We start from the raw sequence: 18,911 nt of genomic DNA, 5'->3' as shown, positions 1-18,911 counted from the left end.
GACATGAACGGGGGTCAATGTGCCGAACGGTTTTGCCCGTTCTTGACCTTCCGTGCCCTGTCGTACGCGGGATGGCGCACACACGATGAGCGAGTACTTCGTCAGTGGGCTCATCGGACTCGTGACACGGAACGGCGCGGAACAGCGCGGAACAGCGCGGAACGGCGAACGGCCGCGCGGGATGCGGGTCCCGCGCGGCCGGGCACGGCCGAGCCCCCTCGGCCAGGACGGCGGACCGGTCGAGAGGGCTCTGTCTGTCGTGCGTGTGGTGCTTGTACTGCCTGTGGTGCTTGTACTGCCTGTGGTGCGGGCAGTGCCTGTGGTGCCTGTGGTGCGTCGACGCGTTGTGGAGCGGCGGACTCAGGCGAGGCCGTCGGCGTCCGCGCCCATTTCCCGCACGAAGGTGTTCCATGAGCGGGAGACGAAGGAGATCGAAGGGCCCTCGGGGGCCTTCGAGTCCCGCACGGAAATGGCCTGGACGACCGGGGACTTGACCTCTACGCACGCGCCGTTTCCGCCGGAGTACGAGGACTTCGTCCACGTGTCCGTAGCGCCCTGAAGGATTGCCATATTCGCTCCGGTTCAACATGTGAGGGGGAATAGCGCCAACTCCTGCTGGCAAGATCGACGCTACTCGCCTCGCGTGACGAGCGGTATGCGCGTTCACTCGTCCGGATGGTCTATGACCGAATAGCCTTACGGTTGAGGGTTGTTCGGTTGTATACTTCCTCCGCCTCTCCGTGTAAAAGTGGATCAGCCCGTCATTTCCGGACGTGATGGACGTGCCGGCCGCGCCCCCGCCACCACCCTCCCCGCGTGGCTCAGCGGGCGTACCCCTTCGCGATATCGGCGATGTACTGCCGGGTCTGATCGGCGTTGAGCGCCTGCGCGCGCAGGTGTTCGTACATCACGCTGTACCGCTGTACGTCATTGGCCTTCTCCAGATAGAGATCGCTCGTCACGCCCTCGATGTAGACCACGCTGGAATCCGACGAGTCCGGGAATTCGAGGATCGCGTAATGCCCGGTGATCCCCGGGTGCGCCCCCATGTCGAAAGGCAGTACCTGCACCGTCACATGGGGCAGCCGCGACTGCTCCACCAGGTGTTCGAGCTGCTCCCGCATGATCTGCCGGTTGCCGACGACCCGGCGCAGCGCCGCCTCGTCGACCACGGCCCAGAGCCGCAGCGGGTCCTCCGGCGCGCTGATCCGGTCCTGGCGCCGCAGCCGTACGCCGACCCGCTTCTCCACATCCGGTACGGCGGACTCCGGCAGCGCCCCGTTGATCAGCGCCTCGGCGTACGGACGGGTCTGGAGCAGCCCGGGGACCACCTGCGGCTCGAAGACGCGGAGCGAGGCGGCGTCCGTCTCCAGGCCGATGTAGACGGAGTACGGGATGTCGCCGAAGGCGTGCCACCAGCCCTGCTGGCGGGAGTCCTTGGCCATTTGCATAAGCGAGTCGACGATCCGGCGGTCCTCGACCTCGTAGACCCCGCAGAGATCCCGCACATCGCGCTGGCTGATCGACCGCCGGCCGTTCTCCAGCCGGCTGATCTTCGACTGGGAGACCAGCAGCCGCTCGGCGACCTCCTCGGCCGTCATGCCCTTGAGTTCGCGAAGCCGGCGCAACTCCTGGCCCAATCTGCGTCGCCTGACGGTGGGGTTGACGTTGGACGCCACGGGAACTGCACCTCCGGCTGTATGGCTGTTCTGGCTGTACTGGGGCTGTACTTTGGCTGTTCTGGCTGGTTGTAGCTGTACGTATCTACTGCTCAGCAGACTGCCACCAAAGGCCCCGCCCGCGCTGGGAAATGGCGACAGAGGTGATTGAGCCGTTCTGCACACCGGCCCGCACGCCCCTGCCCGCGCCCTGGCGCCGGTGCGGGCGCCGGGAGCGTCCCGAGCGGCCCGGCGGGGCGGATCGGGCCTCTCCGGGGCGCTGAGGCCCCTTGCGGGGCGCCGGTCGTACGGGGCCGCCGGGGCGGGGCGGCGCCGAGTGGCCGATACCCGACCGGGCCGGTACGCAACCGATACGTGACCGGCCGCGTACCGGCCGCGGCCGATGGCACGACCGGTGCCACGACCGACGGCGCGACCGGTGGCACGACCGACAGCGCGACGCGCGGGGCAGCCGGTGGTGCTGGCTGCCCCGCGCGTCCTGTGCGGCTCCCGAACCGGGTCTGGGGACTTCGGCGCGGCGGACTGCTGAGGTGGTGCTGAGGGTGGTGCTGGGATGGTGCTCGGCGGTGCTGGCAGTGCTGGCGGTGCTGCTGAGGTCGTGCATGTGGTGCCACCGCCGGCGGTGGCACCGGCGGTACCGCTGCCGGCGGGTCCGTGCTCAGTGAGCCGGAACGCGCGCCATGCCACCGCGCTGCGGCTGCATGGGCACACCACCGACCTGCCGGGTCCCGGCGGGCGGAGCGCTGGGGGCGCTCTGGGCCGGGTTGCGGCGGGCCGGCGCGCCCACCCCGTTCTGGACGTCCATCACGGCGTGCGCCACGAGACCGCCCATCGGGTCGTGCCTGATCAGGTCCCGGAGCCGGGAGCGCGAAGAGCGCCCCTCGTTCCCCGGGTAGAGGTGCTTGCCGAGGCCGACCGCATGGGCCAGCGCGGCGAGCGCCGCGGTCCGTGGGTCCGGCGGAACGCCGGTACGGATCGCGCTGTCCAGCCGGGCCCTGATCTCCCGGCTGATCGCCGTGTCCGTCGCCTGATAGCGAGTCGTCGGCAGCACCCCGCACATCTGGCCCGCGACGGCATGCACCATGCCGCACCGCTCCAGATGCGAGAGATAGGTCTGGCGCAGCCCCAGCCGGGGCCCGCCGATCCAGTGGACGGCCCGAACCGGGCTGCCGCGTCTGCGCAACAGCTCCAGTGCGGAGTCCAGAGTCGGATCTCCGGTCGGCCGTGGCATCACCACGGCGATACGATCCCCGTCAGGGGCTATCCGGCCTGCCAGAGCCAGCTCTACTAGCTGTGCTCCGGCCAGGCCGAGGTCGAGCGACTGCGGCTGCGCTGTGGTACCCGTGGCCGGGTCCAGAGCGAGCAACAGAAGCTCCTCCGGAATTGTTCTGCGGCTCCTGCCCATCCATGCCTCCCCGCGTGGATGAATGACAGGGTGACCCCTCTCACAATGGTCTGTCGAGAGTGCCTGGGTGTTTTGTATGGGAACCGTTATGTATGTCGTTCTCGTCTAGCACGTGGGCCGAGGTCTCAGAGCAGGACACTGATAGATGCTTCGGACAGTGCGATACGTCGGATGAGAACTGAAGGAGACACGGTGGCGGGCGAGTCCCCCGGTAAGTCGGATCAGCTTAAGTCGTCGGGGGAGACGGCTCCCGGCGAGCGTGACCCGAGGCTTGCGGTCTTCCGCGCATCGGAGTCCGGTTCCGGGTCCTCCGAGGCATCCGGGGCCTCCGGGTCCTCGGGATCCTCTGGATCCTCCGGGGTCTCCACGAAGGTTGCGACCGCGAACGGCGCGGAGGGCTCCCCGGAGGAGGGCTCCGGGGACGCGGACGGCGACCGTATAGCGGTCGACAACCGGACCATGACGCTGAAGGGCGCCGCACGGGCGCCCGAGAACGAGAAGAAGGCCGAGAAGAAGGCCCAGGGTAAGACCGAGGGGGAGGCCGGGGCGAAGCCCGAGAGGGCGCCTGAGGGGCCCTCTGAGGCCGCCGGGACACCTGAGCCGCCGGAGGCGGCCTCGGACGCCCCCCGGGGCGCCGGGAAGGCGGAGGAGCCCGCCCAGTCGGCGCCCGCCCCCGCGCCCGAGAAGGAGCAGGAGAAGCACCCCGGCAAGGACTCCGGCAAGGACTCCGGCAAGGACTCCGACGAGGGCTCCACCCCCCAACAGCCCGCGAAGAAGGCCGAGTCGGGGAAGTCCGAGCAGCCCGCGAAGCCGGAGCAGCCCGCGAAGTCCGAGCCGTCCGCGCAGGCGGAGTCCGCGAAGACGGAGCCCGAGCAGACGCCCGTCGACACCGCGACCGCCGTCTTCAGGACGCTCCCGAAGCCCTCCACCGACCAGCCGACCACCGCGCTCACGCGCCCCAAGTCGCTGGACGACAGCAAGGGGGAGAAGGGGGAGAAGGCGGAGAAGAAGGAGGCGGCCGAGGACGGTGCCGGGAAGGGCGCCGAGTCCCCGTCGGAGCGTACGAGCACCTTCGTACCCCTCCGCCGTGACGACCTCCCCGCCCCGTCCGCGAAGCAGCCCGCCAAGCCCGCGACGCCGTCGGCGCCCCCCACCGCCTCACCCACCACCCCCGCCAAGCCCGTCCTCCCCACCTCGCCGCCCCCGCCAGCCCCGTCGGGGATCCCCGAGGCCGAGCGGACCCGGCAGCAGCCGCTGCCGCCGATGCCCCCGCTCGACCTGCTCGCCGAGCTGACCAACAAGCCCGCGCCGCCCGAGACCCCGGTCCGTACGATGGTCCGCCGGGTCAAGATCTGGACCCCGCTGATCGCGCTCGTGGCGATCATCTTCGCGGTCGTCCAGACCGTACGGCCGCTCCCCGCCCCCACCCTCGCGCTCACGGCCGACTCCGAGTACACCTTCGAGGGCGGAAAGCCCTCGCTGCCGTGGCCCGGCGAGGGCCAGGGCCAGATGGCCGTGGTCGGCCTCGGCACGATGGACAGCTTCGGCGAGGAGAAGCCGGCCCCGATCGCCAGCGTCACCAAGTCGATGACGGCTTACCTGATCATGAAGGACCACCCGATGAAGGTGGGCTCCGACGGCGCCACCATCCCCGTCGATGCCAAGGCGGAGAAGGAGGGCGGTTACGACCAGACGGCCAACGAGTCGACGCTGAACACCATCAAGGAGGGCGACAAGCTCTCCCAGAAGGACGCTCTCAGCGCCCTCATGATCCCGTCGGCGAACAACGTGGCCCGGCTGCTCGCCCGCTGGGACGCCGGTTCCGAGGCGGAGTTCGTCAAGAAGATGAACGCCGCCGCCAAGGAACTCGGCATGACCAACACCACGTACACCGACCCGTCGGGGCTGGACGCCACCACCGTCTCCACCGCGGCGGACCAGGTGAAGCTGGGCATCGAACTCGTCAAGATGCCGGCCCTGATGGAGATCACCAAGCTGCCGAGCTGGACCGACCCGTCCGGCAAGGAGTGGCGGAACTACAACACGCTGGTCCCCTACAACGGCGCGATCGGCATCAAGACCGGCACCACCACCACGGCCGGCGGCAGCCTCCTCTTCGCGGCGAAGCAGGAAGTCGACGGCACGGACCAGTACATCGTCGGAGCCGTCCTCGGCCAGCACAAGCCGGCGATCATCGACACGGTCAACGCGGTCAGCAAGGACGCCATGGTCGCGGCCCAGGAACTCCTCGAATCGAAGACGGTCGTGAAGAAGGGCACCGTCGTCGGGTACGTGGACGACGGCCTCGGCGGACGGGCCCCCGTCGTCTCCACCAAGGACCTGAAGGCGGCCGGCTGGTCCGGGCTGAAGGTCTCCGTGAAGCTGACGGACGGCGGCAAGCCCCTCCCGCACACCGCGAAGGCGGGCACCGTGGTCGGCCAACTCACCGTAGGCGAGGGCCCGGGCAAGGTCACCGCCCCCGTAGCCCTCCAGAACGACCTGGCCGAACCGGGCTTCGGCGCGAAACTGACCCGCATCGGCTGACCCACCCCGATCCGGCCAATACGCCGACAAGTGGCCCCGGTGCACGCGCCAGCGCACACCGGGGCCACTGCCGTACTCGCCGTATTTGCCGTACGCCCGTACTGCCGCTACGCCCGTACTGCCGCGCAGCGGGCCCGGAGCGGCTCTTCGTCCTCAAAGATCGCCGGCCAGGCGCAAGTCAGTCGTGGGCGCGCAGGGCGGGGTAGTCGGTGTAGCCGGTGGGTCCGCCGGTGTACATCGCGTACTTGGCGCGGACCGCGTTGACCGGGGCGCCGGTACGGAGCCGCTGGACCAGGTCGGGGTTGGCCAGGAAGGGACGGCCCAGTGCGATGAGGTCGGCGCCCGCGGCCAGGAGGTGTTCGGCGGCTTGCCGTCCGCCGTCGGCGGGGATCTGTTCGGCGGGCAGGACCGGGTTGGCGATCAGGGTGCCGGTCCAGATCTCACGCAGCCGGGCGAAGAGCGGCTGCGCGGGGTCGGCGAAGGCGAGGTGGAGGTAGGCCAACTGCTTGCCTTCGTTGGCCTGCACCAGGGCGGGGTACAGCTCGTCGGCGTCGGTGTCGGTGATGCCGTTGACGGTGTTCCCGGGGGAGATGCGCAGGCCGGTGCGCTCCGCGCCGATGGCGTCGATGACCGCGTCGACGACCTCGGTGGTGAAGCGGATACGGTTCCCGATGCCGCCGCCGTAGGCGTCGGTGCGCTGGTTGGTGTTGGGCGCGAGGAACTGGTGGAGCAGGTAGCCGTTGGCGCTGTGCACCTCGACCCCGGCGAATCCCGCGTCGACGGCGCGGCGGGCGGCGGCGGCGAAGTCGCTGATGGTCTGCCGGATGTCGGCGGACGTCATCGCGCGCGGAGTGACCGCAGCCTGGAGCCCGGCCGGGGTGTGGATGGGCTCGGGCAGCGGGACCGGCGAGGGGGCGATCGGGGTGAGGCCGCTGTTGTCGGGGTGGCCGACGCGTCCGCCGTGCTGGAGCTGGAGGAACATCGGGCCTCCGCCGGCGGCCTGGACGGCCTTGGTGACCCGGCGCCATCCGGCGGTGTGGGCGTCTGTGTGCAGGGCGGTGATGTTCGGGTAGGTCCGGCCGACCGCGTTCGGCGTGGAGGCCTCGGCGATGATGGCCCCGGCGGTGGCGCGCTGGGCGTAGTACTCGGCCATCAGCGGGGTGGGCGTGCCGTCGCTCTCGGCGCGGTTGCGGGTCATGGGGGCGATGACCAGGCGGTTGGCCAGCTTGTGGCGGCCGAGGAGGGCGGGGTCCAGGAGGGGGGAGGTCGTCGTTCCGTGCGTCATGCGGCTACCGTAGAAGTTGACATCCATGTGAGAATCAAGCGGAAATGATGTGATCTGCGTCATGCGAATCGGCGAGCTGTCCCGGCGCACCGGCGTCAGTGGGCGCTCGTTGCGCTACTACGAGCAGGAGGGCCTGCTGTCGGCCCAGCGGACCCCGGGCGGACACCGGGAGTATGCCGAGGCGGCGGTGGCCCGGGTGCGGCGGATCCAGGAGCTGTACGCCGCCGGCCTGTGCAGCTCGAAGATCTCCAAGCTGCTGCCCTGCATGCGCGACAGCGACGGCGGTCCGGCCGAGACGGCCGACGAGTTCCTGGTGAGCGAGCTGACGGTGGAGCGGGCCCGCATAGACCGGATGATCGAGGACCTGCAACGCTCCCGCGGCCTGCTGGACGCCATCATCGACAGCGCCGCCGCGCCGCGCCAGAAGAAGCGTCAGGAGACGGGCCCGGTTTCGCAGTCCTGAGAGGACGTCTCACGTGGCAGGTTTCGCCCGGCCGGCATCATGCCGCTCGGACATCACGTCACGCGGGACAGTCTTCTATGCCTTGACCGATGCGGCCGATCGGGCGGCCTGCAACCGGGGCAGCGGTTCCGGGGACGGCCGGCGAAGCCCTCGCCGAAGTACCTGGCCTCGACGCCGGCCACGTGTTTGACCAGGCCGGGGAGGAGGACGTGCGGCGTGCCCTCATCGGCGGGCCGCCCGTACCCGTACGCCATCCCGGTGCGCCGCCGCCGGAGCGCGTCCGCGCCCTCGCCGCCGAGGTGCGGAATGCCCGGCGCCTGTGACGTCCTCGTCGTGCTAGCGTCGCGAAACGGACATCTGTTGGGCACCGCCCGGTCGCGCGACGGTGGGACGGGACGACGTGGGGAGCCGCAGTGACGAGCGTTGAGCCGGTGCGCGCCGACAGCGAGAGCGCCGCCGGTGCCGGTGAATCCGCTGAGCCGCGAATACACCTGCCTCCGGGCGGTCCCCCGGAGGAGGCGACTCCGGACGGACCCCCGGCCCCGGACGCGACCGTGACCGAGCCCGTCACCCCGACCGGGACCCCGGCGGCAGAAGGGACCCCAGGCGGCCCCCCGGCCCCGGACGCCACCTCGCCCGTCACCCCGGCCCCGGAAGAGCCCCCGGCCCCAGGCGGGACCTCAGATGGAAGCCCGCCCGGGACCCCGGACGCGACCGCGCCCGTCACCCCGTCCCCGGACGCGACCGCGCCGGTCACCCCGGCCGCAACCCCGCCCGCGCCCCCGCCCCCGCCCCCAGGCGTCCGGGGATGGGCCAGGCGTCACCCGGTACTTCTCACCACCCTCTTCGCCGCCGCCGTTCATCTCCTCTGGTTCTTCTTCTTCGCGAACAGCGGTGGTGACATCGCCGCCCAGGACGCCTGGGCCGAGTTCGTCGGGCGGCATCCGGATTCCGCGTACAACCTCGCCTGGTACGGCGGGATGCACCCCGTCTCGTACAGCGTCGTCTCGCCCTATCTGATGTCCGTCCTCGGCGTCCGGTCGACCATGATGCTGGCCGGGACCGCCTCCGCCGCGCTGCTCGCGCTGATCCTGGTCCGCGTGCCGGCCGTCCGTAACCCTGTGGCGTGTTCGCTCGCCGGGGTCTTCGCGTTCCTCTGCAACGCGCTCTCCGGGCGCGTCACCTACGGGCTCGGCACGCTCTTCGCGCTCGGCGCCGTCGCCGCCGTCTTCTGCTGGCCGCACCGCTGGCGGTACAAGCGGTGGCTCAAGGGCGTCGCCGCCGCGCCGCTCGCCGCGCTCGCCACCGCCGCCAGCCCGGTCGCGGGGCTCTTCCTCGGGGTCGTGGCCGCCGCGCTCTTCCTCAACAAGCGCCGCCCGGGTGCCTATGCGCTCGGGCTCGCGCCGGCGGCGGTCGTGGCGCTCTCCGCCTGGCTCTTCCCGTTCTCCGGCACCCAGCCGATGTCCGTCGGTACCGCCTCGCTGCCCTTCCTCTTCTCCGTCCTCGTCTTCGTCCTCGTGCCTCGCGACTGGCGTACGGTCCGGGTCGCCACCGCCGTCTACGGCTCCGGCGTGCTGCTCACGTATGTGATCGACTCGCAGATCGGCTCCAACGTCTCCCGGCTCGTGATGATCGTCGGCGGGGTGGTGCTGCTCGCCGCCCTGCCGTACGCGGTGCCGCGCAGCCGCCGCTGGTACGCCCTGCTCCTCGCCTTCGCCGGGCTGAACTTCTGGATCGGCTTCAAGGGCGTCGACGACATCGTACGGACCGCCCCCACCGCCTCCTGGGCCCGTGAACTGGCGCCGCTCGTCAACGAGTTGCAGGTACGGGGCGCCGACAAGGGGCGGATCGAGGTGGTGCCCGCCAGCAGCCACCGCGAGTCGTCAGCGCTCACCCCGTACGTCAACCTCGCCCGGGGGTGGAACCGCCAGGCCGACATGGAGCGCAACCCGCTCTTCTACGACGACACCCTCACCGCCGCGTCCTACCGGGACTGGCTGGACCGCTGGGCCGTCGACTACGTGGTGCTCCCCGCGGGCCGGTTCGACAACGGCGCCGCCCAGGAGGCCGAACTCGTCCAGCAGGGCCTGCCCTACCTCACCCCCCTGTGGAGCGACGAGAACTGGCGGCTCTTCGCCGTCGAGAACCCGAAGCCGCTCGCCGACCCGCCCGCCACCGTGGTGCGCGCGGGCGCCGAGGAGGTGACGCTCCGGGTCGACGCGCCGGGCCAGGTGCGGGTCAGGATCCCGTACTCGCCGTGGCTCGCCCTCGTCGGCGAGGACGGCAAGCGGGTGCTGCCGCCGCAGGAGACCACCGCGTCCCAGGCCGACCCGGAGAGTCCCAAGTCCTTCACCAACCTTCACGGCTGCCTCTTCCGGAGCGTCCCGACCGCCCAGGGCGACGAGTGGACCGAACTCCTCGCGCCGCGCGCCGGGGTCTACCGGCTGGCGGCCCCGTACAACCTCCCGCGCGGCACGGAGTGCCCGGACGAACTGAAGCCGCCCGCCCCTACGGGGTGACCCGTAGAGGGGTGACCCTTAGGGGCGGGCGGTTTTCACTGGCTCGACTGGCTCGACTGGCTCGACTGCCAGAAGCGCGTCGCCCTCAGAGGCGCTTCGCCGCGCGGAACAGGGCCGCGTAGAAGCCGTTCCCGTCGAGCCGGGAGGTCCCGCCCTGGTCGCCCATGGTCGGGCCGTTGACCTCCTTGCGGCTGGAGATGAAGATCTGGTGGCCGTCCGTGTCGGTGCCCAGGTAGATCCCCGCGTGGTCCAGCCGGTTGCCGGTCCGCTTGTCCATCCAGAAGAAGATCAGGTCGCCCGGTTGCAGCTTGCTGGTCGAGTCGGGGCGGGTGTAGCGCGGCTCGGGGCCGTGCAGCTTGTAGATGTCCACGCCGACCTTCGAGCGCGTCATGCCGTTGGCGGTGCGCGGCAGTCCGTCGCCGACCTTGTCGGTCGCCATCAGCGGGTAGCGGGCGCGGTAGCCGTAGACGGTCCGCACGAAGCCCGAGCAGTCGATGGCGCGGTAACGGTCCTTCTGCGGCTGCATGGTGGTGCCGTCGCGGAAGGTGTACGGGATGCCGAGGTAGTCGTAGAAGTCGGACTGCTCCAGGCGGTCCCCGGCGACGCTCTCGTTGACCGGGCCGAAGTCGGCGTCGCCCGCGTACGAGACGCCCTCCTCGTCCTTCTTGACCGGCGCGCCCTCGATGTACTGGAAGGCGAACGCGAAGATGTCGTCCTCCTCGCTGCCGTAGAACTCCTTGAACCAGTCCTTGAACCACTTCTCCTTCTCGGCGCCCTCCTTCCACGCCTCCGGCATCAGCCGTACCCAGTCCTCCGTGACGATGCGGGACTTGGTGTTGGTCGGCTCGCTGAAGGTGCGGCTGGGGCCGGTGAGGGTGGCGGTGCGCGCGCCGTCGGTGAAGGTCGCCAGGATGTCGCCGTCGCTGCCGCGCAGCACCGAGCGGGCCGGGCTCTTCAGCCGCTCCCAGGTCTGCTCGCCGGTCTCCTTGCCGCCGTTCTCCAGCTTGCCCGGCGTGTCCGTGATGGCCTGGACGGCGGGCGCCTTGGCCTGCTCGTCCTTGCGGAGCTCCACGGTGAGGTAGGCGCTGCCGGCGAGCAGCGCGAGGACCGTGGTGGCGTGCAGGAACGGGCGGCCCCGTTTCTTCTTCTTGGGCTGCGGGCCGGAGGAACCCGGACCGGGCGGCGTACCGGGCGGCGTACCGGGCGGTGTGGCTCCGGCGGGGCCCGGCCCCGTGGGGTGCGTATCGGCGGGCTGCGTACTGGCACTCATGACGTATCGGCTCCCGTGGATGGGCGGTTCAGGCTGACGGCAGTGCGCCGAGCAGGATGCCGGCGGTGAGGACGACGTAGGCCATGAGCGTGACGCTGCCGGTGGCCAGGATGGTCGCGCCCTTCGGCTGGCGTACGAGCTGGTACGCGATCAGACCCGGGACGATGAAGCCGAGCGTCTGGTTGGCGTACATGAGGGGGAACTCCAGGGACAGCACGATCATGACGGTGCCCTGGAGGAGCACGCCGATCAGCACGACCGCTGAGAACAGGCGCTTGCCGTAGAGGATGACGTAGCGCTGGACGAGCAGCGTGCACACGTACGTGAGGACAGTCACGCCGACGACCATGGCCGCGCGCTGGAGGTCCTCGACGAGGGTCAGCGCCAGCCACCCCGGCGTGATCATGCCGCCGGGGGAGAGGTTGGTGGTCAGGTAGCAGATCAGGGAGAACATCAGGCCCAGGCCGATGCCGATCGCGGCGATCTCGGGGGTGAGGACTGCGGGGATCAACGGAGTTCTCCTGGGTTCTGCCGCGGGGTCTGGTGGGGCGAGGGGGGTTCGGTGGCGTCGTACGGGGCGGTGGCGTCGTACGAGGTGGTGGCGTCCTGCTCCGGCATCAGCACCGGCTCGAACGCGCCGCGCGGGCGGTCGGGGCCGGGGTCGGAGTCGGCGGCGGGCCGCTGCTGGTACCGCTGCTCGTACGCCTCGGGGTAGGGGCGGAACGGGTCGAGGCGGGGCGCGTACCGGGGCAGCGCCAGCGTCTCGTCGTGGCGCGGCTGTGGTACGGCGGCGGACGCCTGCTCCTGGTGGGCCGCCGGGGCCGGGGCGGGGACGGCCGGGAGGGCGGCCGTCTCGCCGTGGGCGGGCCCGGCGTCGTACCGCTGCCCGGGGAGGGCGGGTACGGCGGGCGCGTCGGATACGGCGGGGGAGGCGAACGGGTCGGGTGCGGCCGGCTCGCCACCGGCCCACCCGGCACCGTTCCGCTGCTCCGGTACGGCGCCGACGCGCCCCGTGTCCCCGGCGGCGGCCGGGCCCGTACCACCGACGCCACCGACAGCACCCGCACCCGCGCCCGCAACCGGATCCGCGCCCGCGCCCGTACCGCCGCCCGGAAGCTCGTCCTCCGGGTCCGGGGTCTCGTCCGGGGGCAGCTCCGCCAGGTGCTCCAGGAGCACTTCGCCCTGGCCGTGGATGTTGCCGATGGCGACCAGCGAGGACTCCGGGCCCAGGGTGTCCAGCAGCTCCCGCATGAACTCCTCGGGGTCGCGCTTGTCGCCGCCGAGGTCGACCGCGCGCGAGCGCCACTCGGCCGGGATCGCGTCGATCGCGCTCTTCGCCGGGTGGCCGATGACGAAGACCTTCTCCGGCTGGAGGTCGGGGATGATCTCGCCCATCTGCCCGTTCCGCTCGACACGGTCGGGACGGCAGTTGATGACCACGTTGAGGGGGCGTGCGATGGCCCCCAGGTCGAGGAGCTGGTTGATGTTCATCAGGGTCGACTCGGGGTCGTTCGCCGCGAAGACGTTGGCGAACCGCAGCCGCTTGCCGTCCGGGGTGAGGTACCGCTCCACGGAGAGGACCCCCGGGTCCGGCGGCGCGTCGTACATGCCCTGGAGCGCGGTCTCCCGCTCGACGCCCATCAGTTCGGCGACCTTGAGCGCGATCGCCACGTTCTCCTTGAAGGTGAACCAGCTGAAGCCGCGCAGCTCCTCGTCGGTGACGGTCTCCGGGTCCGCGTAGATCAGTTGGCAGTTACGGGCGTCCGCCTCCTCCTGGAGGATCGCGAACCGGTCCTTCTCCGCCGTGACGCAGATGCCGTCCTCCGGCATGGAGCGCGAGAGCGAGCGCGCCACGTCGTCCAGGGTCGGGCCCATCTCCGCGAGGTGGTCCTCACGGACGTTGCAGAGCACGCCGATCGTGGAGCGGATCAGCTTGGACTGGTTGATCTCCTGGAGCGCGGGCATGACGGCCATGCACTCGATGACCAGCGCGTCCGGGCTGTACGCGGCGGCCCGCCGCACGATCCCGATCTGTTCCACCACGTTGGCGATGCCGAACTTGCGGTAGACGGGCTCCTCGGTCGCGTCCGGGTGGATGAAGCGCGCCGCCGTGCCGGTGGTCTTGGCGACCGTGACCAGGTCGCCGCCGCGGAGCGCGCCCGCGCAGAGCCGGGTGATGGAGGACTTGCCGCGGATGCCGTTCACCAGCACCCGGGTGGGGATGCGGTTGAGGTTGGTGTAGTGGCGGCGCTGTTCGACGACCCCCGCCACCAGGAGGATCGTGCTGCATATGAGCAGCACGAAGTAGAGGAAGAGCACGGTCGGTCAGTTCCTTCCGGCGAGGGCGGACGGCGCGCCATCGCGCTTGCGTTGCTCCTGGAGCCGCTGGCGCAGCAGCTCCAGGGAGCGGGCGATGGCGCCGACCTCGTCGTGGTGGCGCGGGTAGAGGACGGTGCGGCGGTCGCCGTCGGCGAGCTTCTCGGCCTGGTCGGCGAGGTCGCGGAGCGGACGGACGACGATGATGTGGAGCCAGCCGAGGCAGGCGACGGCGGCCGTGACGCCCAGCAGGCCGGCCAGGACCGTACGGTTCTGGGCGCTGTACTCGGGGATGGCGAGGCCCGACGCGGGCTGCCAGCTCACGATCGACCACTTGAGGTCCTTGGCCACGCCGCCGCCCGCGAAGGGCGCCGCCGCCGCGATCTGGATGGTGCCGCCGCTGCGGTAGAGGACGCTGCTGGGCTTGGCGCTGAGGCCGACTTGCTGGTTGGTGCCCTCGACGAGCGAGTCGAGCCGCTTGGACGGCAGGCTCTCGAAGGCCAGATAGCCGGTGTTCGATCCGATGACCCGGCGGTCGGCGTCGACGATACGGACCTGGCCGAGGCCGGGCCGCTTCAGCAGCGAGTTGAGGAAGTCGACCCGGAACTCGCCGACGACGGTGGCGCCGTCGCGCCCCGGCAGCTCGGCGTACCCGGCGACGTTCGGCTTCTTGGAGTCCGTGCCGAGGATGGCGAGCGGCTGGTAGGCGGGCGCGTCGCCGGTCGTGTCGCCGGTCGCGTCGCCGGTCCCGGTGCCGGAACTGTCACTGGTCCCGGTGTCGGTTCCGTCACTCGTTCCGGAATCGGCGCCGGAACCGTTACCGGCTCCGCCGCCCTCGGGGTGCTGGGGTGCGTCCCCGGCCTGGGCGATGACCTTGCCCTCGGGGGAGAGCACGTACATCGACTGGTACCGGGGGTGCTCGCGCATGGTCCGCCGGAGTACGTCGGAGATGGCGTCGGGCTCGGTCTTGTCGCCGATGAGGGTGGCGACGGAGACGATGTCGGCGTGGCCCTCGTTGAGGGCGCGGCGGACCCGGTCGGCGAGGGTGTCGGTGCGCTCGCGCTGGTCGGCGACGATCTGCTGCGGTACGACGACGGAGTTGCCGGCCCGGTTGAGCAGCAGCATCATCGGCGCGGCCCAGATGAGCAGCAGGATGCCGCCGGTGGCGAGCAGGGCGCGGGCCCCGACGCGGCGGCCACGGCGACGGCGCGGGGCCTTGCCGTCAGGGGCGTCGGCGCCGGGGGCCCGTACGGGCGCGGGCGCGTCGTCGGCGGTCTGTTCGGGGGTCTCGCCGAGGAGCTGGCGGCGCAGCCGGTCCAGGGCCCGCCCGATGCGGTGGGCCTCGCCGAAGCGGGGCACGGTGACGGGGCGGGTCAGGTCGTCGCGGGTGAGCCGGCGGCTCTCCAGGAAGAGGCGGATCAGGGGGCGCTGGACCGTACCGAGGAGCAGGGCGACGGCGAGCGCGCCGATCACGAGGAGCGCGCCGGCCGAGATCAGCCCGAAGAGCGGGCTGTTGACGCGGCTGGTGTTCTCCGGGACGGTCACCAGGGCGACGACGGAGAGGCCGAGGCCGGTCGCGTTGGTCGACTCGCCCGGCTCGGGCGCGGCCAGCGAGGCGTACCCGGCGACCGGGCGCTCACCGCTGATACGCGGGCCCGTCATCGAGCCGCTGACGCCGAGGAAGCCCCCGGAGCCCGGCTCCTTGGAGGTGACCGGGTTCTTCTCGGACTCCTTGGCGCTGCGCTTGGCGAAGGTCTTGAGCTGCTTCTTGAGCTGCTTGACCTCCTGCTCGACCGTGTCGGACGGCACCTTCTCCGGGGTGGGGATGCCGTCGCTGCTGAGGACGGTGCCGCCGGCGTCGACCACGGCGATGACCCGGAACTTGCCGAGGCTGACGCCGGGGACCTTCAGGCTGTTCGAGGTGACCAGGAGCTGCTGCGGCTGCCCCTCCCAGGAGAGCAGGGCGAAGGTGAGCAGCCGGGTCTCGCCGTTCTTCAGCCGCACCATGCGGGGCGCGAGCCCGTCGGCCTCGGAGAGCTTCTCCCGGTCGATGGCGAGCAGCGGTACGTTCTCGCCGCGCGCCGCCAGCAGCTTGCCGGACTTGATCTCGACGACGGCGGAGCCGCGCCACTTCTGGTAGACGCTGCCGAGCTTGTCGAGGACGGTGTCGGCGGAGACCGGGGCGCCCGCGTTGAAGAGCTGCGCGGTGCGGTTGAGGTCGGTGATCGACTCGTCGAGCGAGGCGCGCAGCGCGATGGCGCCGTCCTCGGCGAAGTGCTGCTGAGAGGTGAGTACGGCCTTGGGGAGCGCGTCCCGCTCGGGGTTGCCGAGGCCGAGCGCGGTCAGCCCGGCCAAGGCGAGCAGCAGGGCCGAGAGGACCGCGATCGGTGGGCGGATGCCACCCAGGAGCGACATATCGGCCCGTCTGCGGACCTTGTGCCGCCGCTTCGCAGACGAAACGGCCATGCGGGTACCTCTCTCAGTGGTCAGTGAACGGTGATGCGGGTGGCGCGGGTGGCGCGGGTGATGCGGGTGGTGCGAGCGATGCGAGCGATGCGGGTGGTGATGCGGGTGGTTCTGGTGGGGCGTACGGAGCGACGGTGGGCGCACGGAACCAGCCGCTGTGCCGGGGAGGAGTGGGCGTGCCGACACCGTGGCCGTACGCCCGTGGTCATGCCCCCGTCACGGTGGAGCCTTCCATCGCGATAGGAGGACTGGCCGGGTTATCGAATGGTTGTGTCAAATCTGAACAATAGCTGTGTGATCTGAGTTACAAGATGGCGCCCATGTGGGTAAGAGACCAGGTCGCGGCCGCACGAGGAGCCCCACGGCGGCCCCCCGGGGGAAGAGCCGTGCGGGTTCTTTCACGGGGTGCTCACATAAAGGCTTGGGCGTTCCCGAGGGCTTTCCGCATTCTTTTCGGGGCGGCCACTATGGGGAGAAGGGCCCGGTGCGCGGGGGCCGTTCCGGGGGCAGACGGGCGCGACGGCCCGGCTGCCCCTACAGTCACTCAGACCTTCCCCGCCCGGCTACTCCTGCCCGGCTACTCCTGCCCGGCTACTCCGGCAGGTTCTGAAGGGCCCTCAGCCCGTCCTTCTCCGCGCCCCGGTTGAGCATCGTCCCCTGCGTGCGCTCGAAGGCCAGCCGGTAACGGGAGATCTGCTCCTCGGTGTACTTCTTGCCGTCCACGCCCTTGCCGTCCCTGAGCGCCTGCGCCGGGTCGATCAGCCGGTAGTCCGTGACGGAGTCCGGGGGCAGCGAGTCGGGGTCCTCGTGGTCCTCCGGGTCCGGCGGGGTGTCCACGAAGGTCGGTACGTACTCCGCCTTCACATCCCACTTCCCGGCATTTTTGGTGAAGGTGAACCAGCCGATGACGCCCTCCTCGGACGTCCCGCTGGGCACCTCGTGCCGGGCCACCTGGTTGCCGAGGCCGTACGCGATCCAGGTGCCGTTGACCTTCTCCATCGGCTGTACGACATGGGCGTGGTGGCCGATCACCAGGTTGATGCCGGTCTTCGAGGCGATCCGCCGGGCGAGCTTCAACTGCGCCGTGCTCGGCTCCGGCTGGTGCTCGCGCCCCCAGTGGATGCTGAGGATGACGACATCGGCGCCCGCGTCGCGCGCGGCCTTCTCGGCGGCGGCGATGGCCTTGAAGGAGGTCTTGTTGACCAGCCAGGGCTTGTCGGCGGGGACCTCGTGCTTCACGAAGCCGAAGGCGAAGGAGATCTGCGCCACCTTCACGCCCTTGACGTCCATGATCAGCGGAGTCTCGGCCTCCGCCTTGGTGCGGGCGGACCCGGTGTGCTTCAGGCCGGCCGCGTCGAGCGTGTCCAGCGTGCGCTTCACGCCCGCCGCGCCGTGGTCGATGGTGTGGTTCGACGCCGTCGAGCAGGTGTCGTACCCGATGTCCTTGAGCGTGGTCGTGATGTCCGGCGGGATCTGGAAGTTCGGGAACCCCTCGTAGGGGCCGCCCTTCTTCGCGATCACCGGCTCCATGTGGCAGATCGCCAGGTCCGCCTTGCTGATCACCGGCTTGACGCCCGCCATCAGCGGGCCGAAGTCCAGCGCCGTACCGTTGCCGCCCGGCGCCTTCGCGTCCTTCGCCGCCTGCTCGATCAGCGGCGGGTGGATCAGTACGTCCCCGGCCGCCGCCACCGTGAACGAGGGCCCGTCGCCCTTCACCGAGGCGCTGCCGTCCGCCCCGCCCGAGCCGTCACCGTCTCCCGTGCCGAGCACCGAACACCCGGCGACGGCGGTCACCAGGGTGAGGACGGCTGCCGCGCGGAGCGCGGTGCGCGCCGTGGTGCGCGCGGTCGTACGCGCCGAGGCGCGCAGGGTGGTGACCCGGGAAAGAGGGAGGTCCGAGGGGTGCGATTTCTTCACCCCGGTATTTTTACCCGACTATGACACGATCCCCGACCGTGAAGATAACAATCATGGCAAGCCTGCTGGCCGGGGCCTTGATCGCCGCGATCGTGCTGATCGTCCCTCCGCTGCTGGGTGGCTCCGACACGCCGTCCCCGTCCCCTTCGGGGACCGATGGGCCCCGTACCAACCAGGTCGACCTGGAGCGACGTATCAGCGACTTCACCACCGAACAGGTCGCGGACGCCCGCTACTTGCCACCGAACCGAACCCAGCGCACCACCGTGGCCGAAGGCGTGGCGCTGTACCTGGACGGCAAGCACCAGGAGGCCGAACAGAAGCTGGCCGAGGTCGACTTCGGCGTCCGGATCCTCCAGGACACCGGCGAGTCCGGCGAGTCCGGCGGAACCGGTGGGGCGGGCGAGTCCAGCGGGGCGGGCGGGACCGGCCGAAGATACGCGGAGATAGCGGACAAGGCGGGCGAGAACGTACGGGGCTGGGGCCGCGTCTACATCTCCCTCGACGCCCCGCCCGCCTACTCCGTCCAGGTCCCGCACCCCGTCGCCGACGCCTTCAGCGACCTCCTCGGCGTCGGCGTGCTGCGCGGCACGCCCGGCGGGATCCTGGTGATCGCCGGGACGCACCGCGCCGCGGGGGAGGGCAAGACCGCCGACATGGCGCACCGCAGGGACAGCGTCTTCCACGCCGTCTGCGCCGAGCTGGTCGGCCGCAAGCTGCCCGGGATCCAGGTGCACGGCTTCGCCGACAGCAGCTCGCCCGAGCACGACGTGGTCGTCTCCACGGGCGCCGGCGACCTGGCCCGCCCCCAGGCGATCATCCTGGCCAACGCCCTGCGGGACAGCGGCTTCAAGCCCTGCCGCGCCTGGCGCGCGAAGTGCCCGCTCGCCGGCCGTACGAACAAGCAGGGCGTCCTCGCGGCGGACGAGGACGTTCCGTTCATCCACGTGGAGGTCAACCGCACCCTGCGCACCGACCCCGAACTCCGGCGCGGTGCGACGGAGGCGATGACGGCGGCGGTACGCGAGTGGACGCGGTAGCCCCCCC

General features: G+C 70.9%; 13 protein-coding genes. 4 read left to right on the top strand and 9 right to left on the bottom strand.

Features of this window, described 5'->3' with window-relative positions:
• Positions 1-360: 360 nt before the first annotated feature.
• From AB0O07_RS16680 to AB0O07_RS16670, 3 genes are all read right to left on the bottom strand, one after another.
• Positions 361-570 (bottom strand): DUF397 domain-containing protein, encoded by a 210-nt coding sequence (locus tag AB0O07_RS16680; RefSeq protein ID WP_365633228.1) that lies wholly within the window; start codon positions 568-570, stop codon positions 361-363.
• A 251-nt stretch (positions 571-821) separates the two neighbouring features.
• The gene (locus tag AB0O07_RS16675; RefSeq protein ID WP_365633225.1) at positions 822-1,679 is read right to left on the bottom strand and encodes a helix-turn-helix transcriptional regulator; all 858 of its coding nucleotides are present in this window, start codon (positions 1,677-1,679) and stop codon (positions 822-824) included.
• Positions 1,680-2,337: 658 nt separating this feature from the next.
• Positions 2,338-3,084: a GPP34 family phosphoprotein gene (locus tag AB0O07_RS16670; RefSeq protein WP_365633222.1), complete on the bottom strand. Its 747-nt coding sequence runs from the start codon at positions 3,082-3,084 to the stop codon at positions 2,338-2,340.
• 459 nt (positions 3,085-3,543) lie between these two features.
• On the opposite strand from AB0O07_RS16670, the gene AB0O07_RS16665 reads away from it, so the two are divergent.
• Entirely contained in the window at positions 3,544-5,628 is a 2,085-nt protein-coding gene (locus tag AB0O07_RS16665) for a D-alanyl-D-alanine carboxypeptidase (protein ID WP_365633219.1), read from the top strand.
• Between the two features lie 178 nt (positions 5,629-5,806).
• Here AB0O07_RS16665 and AB0O07_RS16660 read toward each other — a convergent pair whose 3' ends face one another.
• Positions 5,807-6,913 carry an alkene reductase gene (locus tag AB0O07_RS16660; protein WP_365633216.1) on the bottom strand — a complete coding sequence of 369 codons (1,107 nt, stop codon included), beginning with the start codon at positions 6,911-6,913 and terminating at the stop codon, positions 5,807-5,809.
• 61 nt (positions 6,914-6,974) lie between these two features.
• Here AB0O07_RS16660 and AB0O07_RS16655 point away from each other — a divergent pair, with 61 nt between their 5' ends.
• Positions 6,975-7,376, top strand: a complete 402-nt coding sequence (locus AB0O07_RS16655; protein WP_365633213.1) for a MerR family transcriptional regulator — start codon at positions 6,975-6,977, stop codon at positions 7,374-7,376.
• Between the two features lie 554 nt (positions 7,377-7,930).
• Positions 7,931-9,895: an MFS transporter gene (locus tag AB0O07_RS16650; protein ID WP_365633210.1), complete on the top strand. Its 1,965-nt coding sequence runs from the start codon at positions 7,931-7,933 to the stop codon at positions 9,893-9,895.
• An 85-nt stretch (positions 9,896-9,980) separates the two neighbouring features.
• Here AB0O07_RS16650 and AB0O07_RS16645 read toward each other — a convergent pair whose 3' ends face one another.
• The 5 genes from AB0O07_RS16645 to AB0O07_RS16625 all read right to left on the bottom strand — a co-directional run bounded on the left by AB0O07_RS16645 (position 9,981) and on the right by AB0O07_RS16625 (position 17,864).
• The gene (locus AB0O07_RS16645) at positions 9,981-11,165 is read right to left on the bottom strand and encodes an NlpC/P60 family protein (RefSeq protein WP_365633207.1); all 1,185 of its coding nucleotides are present in this window, start codon (positions 11,163-11,165) and stop codon (positions 9,981-9,983) included.
• Between the two features lie 28 nt (positions 11,166-11,193).
• Positions 11,194-11,676: a poly-gamma-glutamate biosynthesis protein PgsC/CapC gene (locus AB0O07_RS16640; RefSeq protein WP_365633205.1), complete on the bottom strand. Its 483-nt coding sequence runs from the start codon at positions 11,674-11,676 to the stop codon at positions 11,194-11,196.
• Positions 11,673-13,484 (bottom strand): poly-gamma-glutamate synthase PgsB, encoded by a 1,812-nt coding sequence (gene pgsB, locus AB0O07_RS16635; protein WP_365633203.1) that lies wholly within the window; start codon positions 13,482-13,484, stop codon positions 11,673-11,675. Before pgsB ends, AB0O07_RS16640 begins: the two co-directional genes overlap by 4 nt.
• 6 nt (positions 13,485-13,490) lie before the next feature.
• Positions 13,491-15,947: a HAMP domain-containing protein gene (locus tag AB0O07_RS16630; protein ID WP_365633199.1), complete on the bottom strand. Its 2,457-nt coding sequence runs from the start codon at positions 15,945-15,947 to the stop codon at positions 13,491-13,493.
• A gap of 591 nt (positions 15,948-16,538) precedes the next feature.
• Positions 16,539-17,864 carry a CapA family protein gene (locus tag AB0O07_RS16625; protein WP_365633196.1) on the bottom strand — a complete coding sequence of 442 codons (1,326 nt, stop codon included), beginning with the start codon at positions 17,862-17,864 and terminating at the stop codon, positions 16,539-16,541.
• A gap of 53 nt (positions 17,865-17,917) precedes the next feature.
• Between AB0O07_RS16625 and AB0O07_RS16620 the strand changes: the two genes are divergently transcribed.
• Positions 17,918-18,904 carry a hypothetical protein gene (locus AB0O07_RS16620; RefSeq protein ID WP_365633193.1) on the top strand — a complete coding sequence of 329 codons (987 nt, stop codon included), beginning with the start codon at positions 17,918-17,920 and terminating at the stop codon, positions 18,902-18,904.
• Positions 18,905-18,911 lie beyond the last annotated feature (7 nt).

Origin of the sequence: Streptomyces sp. NPDC093085, assembly GCF_040683935.1 — a bacterium.
In the GTDB taxonomy this organism is placed as follows: domain Bacteria; phylum Actinomycetota; class Actinomycetes; order Streptomycetales; family Streptomycetaceae; genus Streptomyces.
Note: the sequence above shows the minus strand (reverse complement) of the source record. Positions and strands in the feature narration are given on the sequence as shown.